Origin of the sequence: Mucilaginibacter sp. (assembly GCF_028288105.1) — a bacterium.
GTDB lineage: Bacteria > Bacteroidota > Bacteroidia > Sphingobacteriales > Sphingobacteriaceae > Mucilaginibacter.
Window position 1 is genome coordinate 1 of the sequence record NZ_JAQBOI010000012.1, and the last position, 14,821, is coordinate 14,821.

General features: G+C 42.6%; 12 protein-coding genes and 1 pseudogene. 9 read left to right on the plus strand and 4 right to left on the minus strand.

All coding sequences use genetic code 11. The features are described 5' to 3' along the window. Positions 1-733, minus strand: a 733-nt coding sequence (locus tag JWQ85_RS00675) for an NAD(P)-dependent oxidoreductase (protein ID WP_299462420.1), incomplete at its 3' end; no start/stop codon positions are given. A 166-nt stretch (positions 734-899) separates the two neighbouring features. Here JWQ85_RS00675 and JWQ85_RS00680 point away from each other — a divergent pair. Continuing rightward, positions 900-1,463 carry a hypothetical protein gene (locus tag JWQ85_RS00680; RefSeq protein WP_299462384.1) on the plus strand — a complete coding sequence of 188 codons (564 nt, stop codon included), beginning with the start codon at positions 900-902 and terminating at the stop codon, positions 1,461-1,463. Here JWQ85_RS00680 and rsmA read toward each other — a convergent pair. After that, positions 1,460-2,245 carry a 16S rRNA (adenine(1518)-N(6)/adenine(1519)-N(6))-dimethyltransferase RsmA gene (rsmA, locus tag JWQ85_RS00685; protein WP_299462386.1) on the minus strand — a complete coding sequence of 262 codons (786 nt, stop codon included), beginning with the start codon at positions 2,243-2,245 and terminating at the stop codon, positions 1,460-1,462. The two genes, JWQ85_RS00680 and rsmA, sit on opposite strands and share 4 nt — an antisense overlap. A gap of 166 nt (positions 2,246-2,411) precedes the next feature. Here rsmA and pdxA point away from each other — a divergent pair, with 166 nt between their 5' ends. Together pdxA and JWQ85_RS00695 are read left to right on the plus strand one after the other, a co-directional pair. Beyond that, complete coding sequence (gene pdxA, locus JWQ85_RS00690; protein ID WP_299462389.1) at positions 2,412-3,467, plus strand: 4-hydroxythreonine-4-phosphate dehydrogenase PdxA; 1,056 nt, start codon at positions 2,412-2,414, stop codon at positions 3,465-3,467. An 81-nt stretch (positions 3,468-3,548) separates the two neighbouring features. After that, the gene (locus JWQ85_RS00695; RefSeq protein WP_299462392.1) at positions 3,549-4,733 is read left to right on the plus strand and encodes a DUF5009 domain-containing protein; all 1,185 of its coding nucleotides are present in this window, start codon (positions 3,549-3,551) and stop codon (positions 4,731-4,733) included. A gap of 364 nt (positions 4,734-5,097) precedes the next feature. Here JWQ85_RS00695 and JWQ85_RS00700 read toward each other — a convergent pair. Further along, positions 5,098-5,507, minus strand: a pseudogene (locus JWQ85_RS00700) (DUF1348 family protein). A 158-nt stretch (positions 5,508-5,665) separates the two neighbouring features. Further along, complete coding sequence (locus JWQ85_RS00710; RefSeq protein ID WP_299462401.1) at positions 5,666-9,334, minus strand: ABC transporter permease; 3,669 nt, start codon at positions 9,332-9,334, stop codon at positions 5,666-5,668. 513 nt (positions 9,335-9,847) lie between these two features. On the opposite strand from JWQ85_RS00710, the gene JWQ85_RS00715 reads away from it, so the two are divergent. The 6 genes from JWQ85_RS00715 to accC all read left to right on the plus strand — a co-directional run bounded on the left by JWQ85_RS00715 (position 9,848) and on the right by accC (position 14,600). Next, positions 9,848-10,369 carry a DUF177 domain-containing protein gene (locus JWQ85_RS00715; protein ID WP_299462403.1) on the plus strand — a complete coding sequence of 174 codons (522 nt, stop codon included), beginning with the start codon at positions 9,848-9,850 and terminating at the stop codon, positions 10,367-10,369. A gap of 17 nt (positions 10,370-10,386) precedes the next feature. Further along, positions 10,387-10,578, plus strand: coding sequence for a 50S ribosomal protein L32 (rpmF, locus tag JWQ85_RS00720; protein WP_299462405.1), 192 nt, complete (start codon positions 10,387-10,389; stop codon positions 10,576-10,578). 14 nt (positions 10,579-10,592) lie between these two features. Continuing rightward, positions 10,593-11,531: a phosphate acyltransferase PlsX gene (plsX, locus tag JWQ85_RS00725; RefSeq protein WP_299462408.1), complete on the plus strand. Its 939-nt coding sequence runs from the start codon at positions 10,593-10,595 to the stop codon at positions 11,529-11,531. A gap of 11 nt (positions 11,532-11,542) precedes the next feature. Then, a complete protein-coding gene (locus JWQ85_RS00730) occupies positions 11,543-12,532 on the plus strand; it encodes a beta-ketoacyl-ACP synthase III (protein WP_299462411.1) in 990 nt (329 codons plus the stop codon). Positions 12,533-12,695: 163 nt separating this feature from the next. Then, the gene (gene accB, locus JWQ85_RS00735; RefSeq protein ID WP_299462414.1) at positions 12,696-13,169 is read left to right on the plus strand and encodes an acetyl-CoA carboxylase biotin carboxyl carrier protein; all 474 of its coding nucleotides are present in this window, start codon (positions 12,696-12,698) and stop codon (positions 13,167-13,169) included. Positions 13,170-13,259: 90 nt separating this feature from the next. After that, positions 13,260-14,600, plus strand: a complete 1,341-nt coding sequence (accC, locus tag JWQ85_RS00740; RefSeq protein WP_299462417.1) for an acetyl-CoA carboxylase biotin carboxylase subunit — start codon at positions 13,260-13,262, stop codon at positions 14,598-14,600. Positions 14,601-14,821: the final 221 nt, after the last annotated feature.

Here is a 14,821-nt window from a genome sequence, read left to right on the forward strand (position 1 = left end):
GCTTAATAGCATTTAATACCGCGCTGGTATTAACCACCTTGCCACGGGCTGTGTTAATGAAAAATATAGGCTTTTTAAAATGGAACAGATATTCATCGGTAACCATCCCGTTGGTTTCGGCAGTTAGAGGGATATGCAGGCTTAGTACATCGCTGTGTTTAACAATCTCTTCCATGCTTACCTCGCGGGCGTATTGGTCGCTAAAGCCGGTTTTGTATTTATCGTAGGCAATAACGTTTACCCCAAAGCCTGATAATCTTTTGGCAAAGCTGCTGCCCATATGGCCATAGCCTATAATGCCTACGGTTCGGCCCTTTAGCTCGTAGCCACGGTTTTCTTCGCGTCGCCATTTACCATCCCTTATCTCGGCATCGCCACGGTTAAGGTTATTCATTAACGACAGCAACAAACCCATAGCGTGCTCGCCAACTGCATCCATATTACCCTCAGGCGCGTTTATCAGCTCAATACCTTTAGATAGGGCATAGCCCTCATCTATATTATCCATACCGGCCCCGGCGCGGCAAATAAAGCGCAGGTTTTTGGCCTGATCGATAAAAGCCTTATCCACCTGGAATTTTGAACGGATAGCCAGCCCGTCGTAATCATTGATAATGGCATAAGCCTCATCAAGTTTCATATCCGGCTGATAATTGCAGGTATAACCAAAGGCCCGGGCCTGCTCAACAAAGGCCGGGTGCAGATCGTCAACTATAAGGATGTTGTTTTTCAATGGAGTAAGATTATGATGGGCAAAATTAATAAAAAGCAACCCATTAGTTAATGGTTGTGGCAGATGTGTTTTAAGCATGACGAATTGCCTGCGCTAAGGGGTGAGTAAAAGCCACTCCCCAAACTTGGCACGTTAATAGCGTATGTCTATATATAACATATTACCAATGATAATTCCATTTAAAAAGACCCGTACGCATATAAAACTGTATACCGAAAAACTATCTCACGATGGTTTCAGGCAGATATTTGACCATATAGACCAGCTCAGCATCAAAAAAGGTGTAGACAAAATGGGCCTGGATAAATTTATAAACCAATGCGCTTACCTGGCAGCAGGCTCCGGGGCTATAGCAGGTAGCGGCGGTATCATGACCATGATAGTAGGCATGCCGGTTGATTTTGTGAACCTGATAACCCAGCAGTTTAGGGTTACCATGGCCATTATGTATTATACCAAAGGAAGCTACAGAATAAGCTTTGATGAATTTATGCATCTGGTAGCAACATCCTTTAAAATAGAAGCCGGTGTATCCGTAACTAAAGCCATGATGGAAAGTATTGCCGAGAAACTCTTGTTGGCATTTGGCGCACGCGCTGCCAAAAGATTAGTGCCCGTTGTTGGCGCTGTAATTGGCGGCACTGCAAATTACCTGTTTGTTAAACGCATGGCCCAACAAGTAAAAGAAATGAAAGGTGCGGATAAAATTGTGGTGATTCCGATAGACTAAGCCTGTCTGTTCTCTGCTATCTCATTAGTTAGCTTTACAAAATCGGCTACGCTTAAACGCTCGGCGCGCAGGTCGAGGGTTTTATTATCGACCATCTTCTCTTTGTTTATCAATGAAGATACAGCGTTGCGCAATGTTTTACGGCGCTGATTAAAGCCTGCTTTAACAACCTGCCAAAACAGCTTTTCGTCGCAACCCAAGCCTGCGGTTTCGTTACGGGTTAGGCGGATAACTGCCGATAAAACCTTTGGCGGCGGATTAAATACCCCGGCCTTCACCGTAAATAAATATTCTACCTTATAATAAGCTTGTAAAAAAACGCTTAATATGCCATACTCTTTGCTGCCAGGTTTGGATGCGCAGCGTTCGGCCACTTCTTTCTGGAACATGCCCACAACCTCGTGCACCTGGTCACGGTGATCCAGTATCTTAAAAAGTATTTGCGATGATATATTGTATGGGAAGTTACCAATAACGGCCATCTGGCTATCAAATTTGGCTTTAAAATCAAGCTCCAGGAAATCGGCATTAATTAGCCGTTCGCCCAGTTTAGGATATTTCTTTTTAAGGAACGTATACGATTCGGTATCAATATCAATCAAAAACGTTTCGTATTCAGTTTTTTGCAGCAGGAAGTCGGACAGGATGCCCATACCCGGGCCGACCTCCAGCACTTGTTTGTACTTATCGGCAGGGCGCAGGCTCTCTACAATTTTCGAGGCTATATTTTTATCAGTAAGAAAGTGTTGCCCTAAATGTTTTTTTGCTCTTACTAATGTCATTATCCGTTTTTATTTGAGCAAATTAAGGCATATTTGTGCTTTAATCAGGAATTATAAACTTAAAATCTTTTTATTTGCAATATAAGCTTAGGGCTAATAGCCTAAAGCACAAAGCAAACACAAGGATCCGGCCCCAATATCAGGTCGGTGAATCATTATAAATATCATGAGCGACAAACCTAAAATAGGAATAAGTATTGGCGATGTTAACGGGATAGGATTAGAGATAATTATTAAAACCCTTGCCGATACCCACATATACGATTACTGTACACCTATTGTTTACGGGCATACCAAAGTAGCATCATTTCATCGCCGCGCTACGCATATCAACGAGTTTAACTTTAATGTGATCGATAACCCCACAGAGGCGCAGCACCGTAAAGCTAACATGATAAACTGCTGGGAAGAAGATGTACGTATTGAACCCGGCCAGATCACTGCCGATGGCGGTAAGTACGCCTATATATCCCTGCAACGCGCTACCGACGATTTGCTGAGCGGAAGTATTGACGGCCTGGTAACCGCACCTATTAATAAAGATAACATCCAGAACGAGGAATTTAACTTTCCCGGCCATACCGAATATTTGCAGCATCGCGATAGCAAGGAAGAATCTTTAATGTTTTTGGTGAGTGATACCCTGCGCGTTGGTGTAGTAACGGGCCATATCCCGGTAGCTAAGATCTCGGAAAGCATAACTACCGAAAAAATAGTTCATAAGTTAAAGCTGATGAATGCCAGCCTGCACGATGATTTTTGGATACGTAAACCAAAAATTGCCGTATTGGGCTTAAACCCGCATGCAAGCGATAACGGCCTTATTGGCAGCGAAGAAAAAGATACCATTATCCCGGCTATTGAAGAAGCAATGAATAATGATGTACTGGCTTTTGGCCCGTACCCTGCCGATGGCTTTTTTGCAAACGGAACATACCTGCAGTTTGATGCCGTATTGGCCATGTACCACGACCAGGGGCTTATACCATTTAAGCAGATAGCTTTTGAATCGGGCGTAAATTATACCGCCGGATTAAGTTTTGTACGTACCTCGCCAGATCATGGTACGGCCTATGATATCGCCGGAAAAAATATGGCATCAGAGATCTCATTCCGCGAAGCCTTGTTTACTGCCATACATATAATTAAGCATAGAAGGGAAACTGCCGAACTAAACGAAAACCCGCTGACGTTTGCCAAATTAAGTCGCGACAGGGATTAATAAGCCATTGTGCAGATACTGTTTTAAATTTATTACCGTTTTATTAAAACATTTATCTGTAAAAAAACATTTTCCTGTTTAATGAGTAATTTAATTAACCGCATCAGGTCAATTGATGCGTTTCGTGCAGTTACCATGTTCCTGATGATCTTTGTGAATGATCTGGATGGGGTGCCAAATACTCCCGAGTGGCTCAAACATGCTGATATTAATGCCGACGCTTTAGGACTTGCCGATACCATTTTCCCTGCCTTTCTTTTTATAGTGGGCTTATCCATACCCTATGCATTTGCCAAGCGCTTGCATAACGAGAATGCCCATATACCGATGCGCATTATTACACGGTCGTTCGCGCTGATATTTATTGGGTTTTTTCATGCCAATATGGAAACCTATAACGAGGCAACCACCCTTTTGCCCAAGCCCGTGTGGGACAGTCTGGCCACCTTCAGCTTCTTCTTTATCTTTTTAGATTACAGCAAAACCAAATCAAAATTACGGCAATACCTGTTTCAGGGCTTTGGTGTGGCACTGCTGATAACCATGTGCATACTTTACAAAAGCGACGACCCTAACCACCCATGGCTACACTTAACCTGGTGGGGAATATTGGGGCTGATAGGCTGGTCGTACCTGGTGTGTGCGTTTATTTATTACTACTCCAACGGGGTGTTGTGGGTGCAGGCTGCCGCCTGGATCTTCTTCATGTTTTTTAACATCGATTTCCACTTTGGGATGCTTAACTTTTTAAGCGGCATTCAAAAGTATATGTGGATAGCCGGCAACGGCGCCATGCAGGCCTTTACTATGGCGGGCGTATTTGTATCGGTGCTATATATGCGGTTAAATCAAAACAAAGAAATTAAAATGCTATGGGTGGCAATGCTGCTTATGGCGGTGATATTGTTTAACCTGGGGTTCATTGTCCGTTACTTTAGCGGGGGCATTTCTAAGGCGCGCGATACCCCTTCGTGGGTGTTGATATGTACCGGTATAAGCCTTGTGGTGTATGCCTTTTTTGTTTACCTGATAGATGTAAAGCACAAGTTTCATTGGTTTAAGGTGATAGAACCAGCAGGCACCAACACCTTTACCTGCTACCTGCTGCCCTTTTTGTTTTACCCCCTTTACCAGATGACCGACCTCGGTTATCCCGAGTACTTTGACCAGGGCACCGGTGGGCTCATCAAATGCGTCATTTTTTCTTTTGTAATGGTATGGCTTACCGGCTTGTTGCAGAAGATAAATGTGAGGCTGAAGATATAAGTTAGTAGAGTCAAGAGAGGAAGATTCAAGAGCCAAGACTTGATTAGGTTGAGCTTGTCGAACTGCATAGCGGCTTGCCCCACCCACCCTTCGACAAGCTACTCATGACAATTGTTAGTAAATGGCGTGAGTAGTGTTCATGTTCACGGCCGTGAACACCATCGTGAACGCATAAATAACTAATAATGAGCTTATTAAAAATAAGCTACTGACAAAATAACGTCACCATTAAATCCAAACCTGGCACAGGCAAACATGCAAATAATATAGTCTGTCACGCCCCCCCCGCAAAGATCTGTCATTGCACCTTCAAATGCCACGGGATTTGATAACTCAGGATGACCCAAACATACTTCAACCTCAATTACAACCGCCTGTCTTCTTCTTTAATCGCCAGGTCGTTGATGCTGGCGTAACGTTTCTGCATTAAGCCGTTTTCGTCAAACTCCCAGTTTTCGTTGCCGTAGGCGCGGTACCATTGTCCGGATGCATCATGATATTCGTACTCGAACCGTACGGCTATACGGTTATCTGTGAAAGCCCAAAGCTCTTTCTTTAGTTTATAGTCGAGCTCGCGCTGCCATTTTTTTGTTAAAAATTCAACCACCTGCTGCCTGCCATTAATAAACACATCCCGGTTGCGCCACTCGGTATCGGGAGTATAAGCCAGGGATACCCGTTGCGGGTTTTACTGTTCCAGGCATCCTCTGCCAGTTGAACTTTTTGAGTAGCTGTTTCAAAGGTGAAAGGCGGCAGGGGCAGTTTTTGTTCCATGATATTTTGTTTAGATCAAAAGTAAACATGTTAGTTATACTAAACTGGCAATATTTGTGGGTTTTGTGGTACTTTTCAAAGATGGGGGTGGGTATGGTTAATCCGGATAACACCGGGTTAATTTCCTCTAAATTCCAAATCTTATGTTTTGTAAAACTCTATTCACTTTTCAGGCTCTTCACCGGGTTTGCCTTTGCTGCTTTTATTGCCTGGAAACTTATTGTTACAAGTGCAATAAGGAGTGCAACAAGCCCGCCTGCAGCAAGTAACCACCAACTGATGTTGATGCGATAGGCGTAGGCTTGCAGCCATTGGTGCATGTAATACCATGCAACGGGTGTAGCAATTGAAAACGCAATGGTAATAAGTATGATAAACTCCTTTGAAAACAAATAGACGATACTGACTGCTGTAGCGCCAAGCACTTTACGAATGCCGACCTCTTTTATTCGTTGTACTGCCATAAATGAAGCTAAGCCATACAACCCAAGGCAGCTTAAGAATATCGCGATAGCTGAAAAAATTTTATACAAGGCAGCTAACTGGTTTTCCTGTTTGTAAAAACTTCCGATCTTATCATCAAGGAAGCGGTAATCATAAACAAAATCAGGGAATGTTTGCTCAAATACTTTTTTAACAGATTGCATCGTCGAAGAGATATTTGTTGTTTTGAGCTTTATTCCGGCCTGGTTATACATGGTAACGTTTGTGGCAATAAGCAATGGTGCCAGGTTATGGCGAAAAGATCTGTTATTAAAATCTTTCAGCACGCCAACAACAGGGCATTTTATCTGATCGTTCCATATGCTTATTTCTTTATTCAAGATATCTTCCGGGTTTTTAAATCCTAAGCTTTTCACTAATGATTCGTTCACCAGAAACTCCCTGGTGTAGCTGGAAGGTTGCAAATTCCGTCCGGCTATCAGTTGTAACTTGTAAGCAGGTACGTAACCTTCGTCGGCAAATTTGGTAATAACTTTAAAATCCGTTTCCTTTATTGCGTGATTAAACCTCATCGTGCTCCACGTATCATTATTGTCTTCAACCGGCGTATTTGAACTGTAGCTTACTGCCTGTACGCCGTTTACCGCTAATAACTGGTTTTTTAAATAATCCAGCCTGCTGATGCGAAGGCTGTCTACACGGAAAGGGACATTTACAATTGCATCCTTATCAAACCCCAACGGTTGATCCATAAATAAATTCATCTGCTTCACAATAATGAGCGTGCCGATGATAAGCACCTGCGCAATTATAAATTGAAACACTACCAACCCTCTTCTTAATGAAATTCCTGTCGCAGGAGTTGTTGTGAGTTTGCTTTTTAAAGCATTAACGGGGTTGAAGCGTGATAAAACAATAGCAGGGTAAAAGCCGGCAAGGGCGGTTACAAGAATTGTTACAGCCAATAGGAACAAAATAACTGCCGGGTCGCTAAGTATATTCAATGAAAGCGGAAGTTCTAAAAACTTACTTACATAAGACAGCGCAACAATTGTAATTACGCTTGCAAGGACCACAGCACCCATAACTATTAAAAATGTTTCCACTATGAATTGAACCTGCAATTGAGATTTACTGCTCCCCAATACTTTTCGTACGCCAATCTCTTTTGCACGGTTAACAGCTTGCGCGGTGGAAAGGTTGATAAAGTTTACGCAGGCAATTAACAGGATAAATGCCGCTATAAGCCATAATACATTAAGCAGTTGACGACTGATGGTTCTGTTGCTGTAATCGCCCACCTGCGTATCGTAATGCACCCCATTTAATGCTTGTATAATATGATTATCCTTATTAAGAGGCGTTTTCACCCTTCGTGAATAGGCCCTTAGCTGCTGATTAAAATTGTCGGCAGAAATATTTGTCGGCAGTAAAATGTAGCAACCAAAGTCAGCTGTTGTTCTGTCCCAATCAGTAGATGCTGCCAGGTAACTTCCGGTAAAACTTGTTCCATAAGCCACAACTACTTTCAGCTGAAAATCCGTATTTGCAGGCATGGTGGCAAGGATGCCCGAAACTTTTAATACATCGGTGCCATGTTCAAACATGTAACCGCCCGTTTGTAGTTTGATGGTTTTGCCTATCGCTGTTCTCCAGTCGCCGAAATATTTCTCTGCTACTTCTTTTGTAAGCAATACGTTGTTCGGGTTTTTTAAAGATTCGTATGAACCGGCCAGCAGCGGGAAATCAAATATTTTAAAGAATGAAGGCGCAGTATAAAATACCCCCCGCTGCTCTTTAAATACTTTTTCCGTATTTCCGTTATTATTCAATATAAACAACTGGTCATCGTGGCTTGCAAAAATTGGCGCCACCTGTTCTATTTGCGGAAAGGCTGTTTTTAACCCTAATGGAATTGGAAAAGGAAGGTCCTTCCCATAAGAAATGCTACCTGATTCTCCGTGATATTCGGTCAGCACGCGATAGGTGCGATCTTTCTTTGCATGGAAATTATCAAAGCTTGTTTGATATTGTATAATGATGAAGATCACCATACAAACGGTAATACCAACAGCCAGGCCGGCAATGTTAATAGCTGCATAGCTTTTATTACGTGTTAGGTTGCGCCATGCTATCTTGAAATAATTTTTAAACATAAAGTTGCGGTTTAATTTCTTCAGAGGCCATTTCTGGGTGGTTTCATGGTTCGAAATTACCGTCGCAAACCGGGGATAACGCCCCAAGTTATAAGATGGGCGCTCTTTTTTAAGCTTGTTTTTATATTCAGCCGGGTTTTCCCCGGTTATTTGTTTGAAAGTACGGTTAAAAGTAGTTTTAGAGTTGAACCCCGATTCAAACGCAGTGCCCAGCAAGGTGATATGGTCATAAGCCGGGTCTTGCATTTTCTTAACAACATCCGCAACACGGTATTCATTGATAAAATCATTGAAGCTTTTTTTGAGCACCGTATTAATTATCCGGGATAATTCATGGGTAGTAAGCTCAAGCTTTTCGGAAAGTGAGCTTAAACTTAATTCCGGATCTTCGTAATAGGAATTGGTTTTGACGACTTTTTTCAGCCAAATAGCTTTGTGCTTCAACTCCGCCGGTGTTGATGGTTTTAAAAACGAAGGCGCATTTACCGGTACGCCAACTTCGGGCCTTGAAAAAGCCATTGCCGCTATCCGGATAGTTATTACTGCAAAAAGAAGATACAAAAGATAATAAGCATGAATGCCTAACTGGTTATGGTAATAAAAATAATCTACACCTGTGAAGGGTATCCACAATGGCCATAACAAGCCGAAACCTATAAGTGAATTTTGCAACCATCGCAATTCGTACCGGTGCCGGTCTCCCCCGTTAAATTTCAGGCCACGGTAAAAACGTTCTATCAGCCTGTGAGATGCATAAAGGTAGTTACTGACTGAAACAAACGTTAGCAATTGTAATATGGGGTTCAGTTGATGAAAAGTAAGCGTATGATAAGTGGCCGCCCCCGTCCTGATACTCTCCTTTATCTCCAATACCAGAGCACCCTGTTCGAGTAACAGTGGGATGAAGTGCAGCAGATCTCTCCCACGAAATTGATAGTTAGGCTGGGTTAGTTTGAGGACATAAAAAAAGATCAGCGGGCCAAATGCCAGCGAAAATTGCAGTGGCAGCCGGCTCCAATGAGAAAAATAGGCTTCAAGGCCTATGTCCCTGCCCAAAATCCAAAGCAGCCAAAGCACCATTGTGGCCAGGGCCAAACTCAAAAAGCAGTTTGCAGGCCGGTTGATTCTTTTGGTGAATGCCAACTGCAGAGCAAAAGAGAACCCGATAAATATCACTCCCAGGAAAGCCAGGTCATACGGGGTGATATGGAATGTATATGTGCTCAAGTAGTTTTATTGCTTAATCGCTGGTCCACACTATTAACTTACTAATATAAAGTAAATTGCAGTTTGTTTTTGCTAATTAATCCTTTAATTCGCTTAATCCCGGTTCAGACAACCCGCGTTAGGGAGTGAAGCGGATACCGGCCCTCGCGCCCAATGCATGTGCGCGTATGAGCGTAAAGCCCGGGCCGCAGGCAACGCCCATAGGTCAGTTGGCAGTGATTAGTTGGCAGTTGGCCGCCTTTTAGATAAAAAAGGATAGAAGTATAAAAGACATGAATACATTGCGTCTTAGCGTCTTAGCGTCTTTGCGAGAGATAACCGCTGTTTGCTGCCTATGCCGCCATCACGCCCTTCGACAAGTTCAGGATGACCCGTCACACAACCCCAAACCATCCACCTTTTACCCCTAATCTTTCGCCTTTTAACCCGGTAAAATCACCCCAAAATCCAATTAAAAAAAACACTTTCCAATTTTAGGAAATTTACCTACATTTGCGGGCTAATTGTTGCTCATTGAAATCGCTAAAGACATATTCAATACCTTTTACCGGCCTAAAGCTGGGTAAGCATTATTTTGAATACGAAATAAACGACGCCTTTTTTAACGAGTTTGAATACTCGCTGGTTAAAAAGGCTGATCTTATTTGTAAGGTTGAACTGGACAAGCAGGAAACTATGCTTATCCTCAACTTTGATATTACCGGTACCGTTAACGCTACCTGTGATAAATGCTTATCAGATTATTTGCAGCCCATGGACATCCATGAACAGCAGATAGCCAGGTTCAGCGAAGAGGCGATGGGCGAAGATGATGAAATAATAACCCTCGGTAAAAACGATCATGAGATTGCGCTTGCCGGGTTGATATATGAATATGTTAATGTTGCCCTGCCGTTTATTGCCGTTTGCAGTAACGAGAGCGATACAAAACATTGTGACGAGGAAATGCTGGCAAACTTAAATAAGCTTGCAGCAAATGATGAACAAACCGAGAGCACTGACCCGAGATGGGAAGCTCTCAAAAAATTAAAATAATATAATAACTAAAAGTTATGGCACATCCAAAACGGAAAATTTCAAAATCAAGAAGAGATAAACGCAGAACGCATTATAAAGCAGTAGCGCCTACTTTAACAACTTGCCAAACTACTGGTGCAGTACACTTGCCACACAGAGCTTACACTGTTGACGGTAACGTTTACTTCAACGGAAAAATTCTTATTGAAAAAGCTTTGGCAGTATAAGTTAATTTTCTGAAATGAAGATTGGCTTAGACATTATGGGCGGTGATTTCGCCCCCAAGGCAGCAGTTTTAGGGGCAATTGAAGCTTGTAAAGTTTTATCTGCCGGGCAAAAACTTGTGCTTATTGGCGACAAGGATATTGCCCTAACTATTCTTCAGGAAAATAATTTTAGCCCCGATCATTTCGAGTTTGTACACACAACCGAGGTGATTGGTATGGGCGAACACCCTACTAAGGCTATTGTTCAAAAACCAAATTCGAGCATTGCTATAGGTTTTAACATGCTGAAAGAAGGTGCCCTACAGGCGTTTTCATCGGCAGGTAATACCGGGGCCATGCTGGTAGGGTCTATGTTCAGCGTAAAAACCATTCCCGGTGTAATACGCCCGGCCATGACAACCATTGTACCCAAACTTAAAGGCGGTTTGGGTATTATTTTGGATGTTGGCGCCAATGCCGATTGCAAGCCCGATGTACTTGTACAATTTGGTATTTTAGGCAGCCTGCTTGCCGAATCTATCTACGGTATCCCTAACCCCCGCATAGCGCTGATGAATATTGGCGAAGAGGAAGAAAAGGGGAATCTGCTTTTACAGGCTACCTATCCTTTAATGAAGGATTCGAAACTATTTAACTTTGTTGGTAATGTGGAAGGGCGCGACCTTTTTGAAGATAACAACGATGTTGTAGTGTGCGACGGTTTTACAGGCAATGTTATTCTAAAACTTGCTGAATCTTTTTACGTTATTACTCAGAAGAAAAGATTAAAAGACGATTTTTTTGACCGCTTTAACTACGAGCAATACGGCGGAAGCCCTATACTTGGGGTTAACGCACCTGTTGTTGTAGGCCACGGTATCTCAAGCCCCGAGGCTATTAAAAACATGGTGCTGCTGTCAAGAAACATGATCGAGACCAACCTTATAGATAAAATTAAACTGGCTTTTCAGTAAAAAAACATAGAATGAGCAAAATTCATGCTGCTATTACCGCTGTAAATGGTTACGTACCCGAGTACATACTAACTAACCACGAGCTGGAAACAATGGTGGAAACCAATGATGAGTGGATTACCAGCCGCACCGGTATTAAAGAGCGGAGAATATTAAAAGGCGAAGGCCTTGGTACCTCAGATATGGCAGTACCGGCTGTTGAAGGTTTATTAAAAAAACGTGGCATAAGCGCCGACGAAATTGACCTGATCATTTTTTGCACTACCACTCCCGATCTGCCTTTCCCGGCTACGGCGAACATCCTGGCACATAAAATTGGCGCTACAAATGCCTGGGGATATGATCTGCAGGCTGCTTGCTCTGGTTTTATATTTGGCCTGGCAACAGGCGCCCAGTTCATTGAAAGTGGCAAACACACAAAAGTATTGGTAATAGGCGGCGATAAAATGTCATCTATCATCAACTATGAAGACCGTGCTACTTGTATCATTTTTGGCGATGGCTGCGGTTGCGCATTGCTGGAGCCCAATACCGAAGGTTATGGTATTATAGATTCGGTACTAAAAAGCGATGGCGCGGGTTCGCACCTTTTATTCCAAAAATCTGGTGGTTCTGTTAGCCCCGCTACACACGAAACCGTTGCCAACAAAGAACATTATGCATACCAGGAAGGCCAGGCGGTATTTAAATTTGCCGTAACCAATATGGCCGAAGTTGCCGCCGAAGTGATGGAGCGCAATAACCTTGTAGCCGATGATATTGCATGGCTGGTGCCACACCAGGCCAACAAACGTATTATTGATGCTACAGCTAACCGTACCGGCATAAGTGCCGATAAGGTGATTGTGAACATTGAGCGTTATGGCAACACTACAAACGGAACAATACCATTATGTTTATGGGAATGGGAAGACAAATTTAAAAAAGGGGATAACCTTATTTTAGCTGCCTTTGGCGGTGGGTTTACCTGGGGCTCCATTTATTTAAAGTGGGCTTATTAATAGATGTGCAGATTTTAAATGTGCAGATATGCAGATTTTAATTAAAAACATCTTAAAATTGTACTTGTTAAATAATATAATTCATTAGAAATCATTTGCACATTTGCATATCCGCACATTTGCATATTTATAAATACTTTATCCAAACCAATTATCGCTTATTATGGATATTAAACAGATTCAGGACCTTATACGCTTTGTGTCAAAATCAGGCGTAAACGAAGTTTCTATCGAGCAGGAAAATTTTAAGATTACCATAAAAACTAACGATGCGCCTACGTATGTAAATGCATCTATACCGCCACAGCCACTTGCCGCCGCAAGCGCGCCACAGCCTGTAAGTTTACCGGTTTCAATCCCGGCTGCCGAAGTTGTAGCGGTTGCCGATACCTCAAACTTAATTACTATTAAATCGCCGATGATAGGTACATTCTACCGCTCTGCATCACCGGAAAAACCATTGTTTGTTAACGTGGGCGATGAAATAAGTGAGGGTAGTGTACTTTGCATTATAGAAGCCATGAAACTTTTCAATGAAATTGAATCAGAAGTTTCTGGCCGCATTGTAAAGATACTGGTTGATAATGCATCACCGGTTGAATATGACCAGCCTTTATTTTTAGTTGAACCTAAGTAATTTTTGCTGATTTCACAGATTTGGTTGTGATTTCACAGATTTTAATCGGTGTAATCCTGCTATAATCGGTGTAATCTAAAATCAAGAAGAATGTTTAAAAAAATATTAATAGCTAACCGAGGTGAAATTGCCCTGCGAATTATTCGCACCTGTAAGGAAATGGGTATTAAAACCATAGCTGTATACTCAACCGCCGATCGTGATAGCCTCCATGTGCGTTTTGCAGATGAAGCTGTTTGTATAGGCCCCCCTCCAAGCCGCGACTCTTACCTAAATATCCCTAATATTATTGCAGCAGCAGAATTAACAAATGCTGACGCGATACACCCGGGATATGGCTTTTTATCTGAGAACGCGAAATTCTCGGCCATTTGCGCCGAGTACGGTATTAAATTTATTGGTGCCACAGCCGATCAGATAAACAGAATGGGCGATAAAGCTTCGGCTAAAGAAACCATGAAAAAAGCCGGTGTGCCTATCGTTCCAGGTTCTGAAGGTTTGCTTAGCGATATTAAACAAGGCATTACCATTGCCAACAAAATAGGCTACCCTGTTATACTAAAAGCAACTGCCGGTGGTGGTGGCCGTGGTATGCGTGTAGTCTGGAAAGACGAAGAATTTGAAGCAGCCTGGGATTCGGCTCGTGCAGAATCTGGCGCAGCTTTTGGTAACGATGGTATGTATCTTGAAAAATATGTACAGGACCCGCGCCACATAGAAATACAGGTAGTAGGCGACCAATATGGTAAAGTTTGCCACCTGTCTGAACGCGATTGCTCTATACAGCGCCGTCACCAAAAATTGGTTGAAGAAGCACCATCACCTTTTATGACAGAAAAACTGCGTAAAAGAATGGGCGAGGCAGCTATTAAAGGTGCCAAAGCAGTAAAATACGAAGGTGCCGGTACGGTAGAATTTTTGGTTGATAAAGACCGCAACTTTTACTTTATGGAAATGAACACCCGTATCCAGGTAGAGCACCCGGTTACCGAGGAGGTTATCAACTTCGATTTAATTAAAGAACAAATAAAAGTTGCTGCGGGTATCCCGATATCAGGTAAAAACTACGAGCCAACAATGCACGCCATTGAGTGCCGTATCAATGCCGAGGATCCGTTTAACAATTTCCGCCCGTCACCGGGTAAAATCACCAATTTCCACTCGCCGGGTGGCCACGGTGTGCGCGTAGATACGCATGTATATTCAGGCTATACTATTCCGCCTAATTACGATTCGATGATAGCTAAAGTTATTTGCGTGGCCCAAACCCGCGAAGAAGCATTAAGCACCATGGAGCGCGCATTAAGCGAGTTTGTTATTGAAGGCATTAAAACAACCATACCGTTTCACTTGAAATTATTGAAGGATCCAAACTTCCGTGCGGGTAACTTCACTACCAAGTTTATGGAAACGTTTGAATATTCTGAATAAATAATACCAACAAGCAGTAGTAAAACGTAATTTAGCGTTCGGGCATTTACGCGCGGGCAACTAAACAAATGAGCGATAACAAACTAATAAAAGCAATACAGGATAAGGGCAAATCATTAGAAGCCGAGATGTCATTTTTTGACCACTTAGAAGCTTTAAGATGGCACCTTATCCGATCGGCTATTTCTGTGGTTGTATTTGCTGTAGTCGCTTTTTTAAAT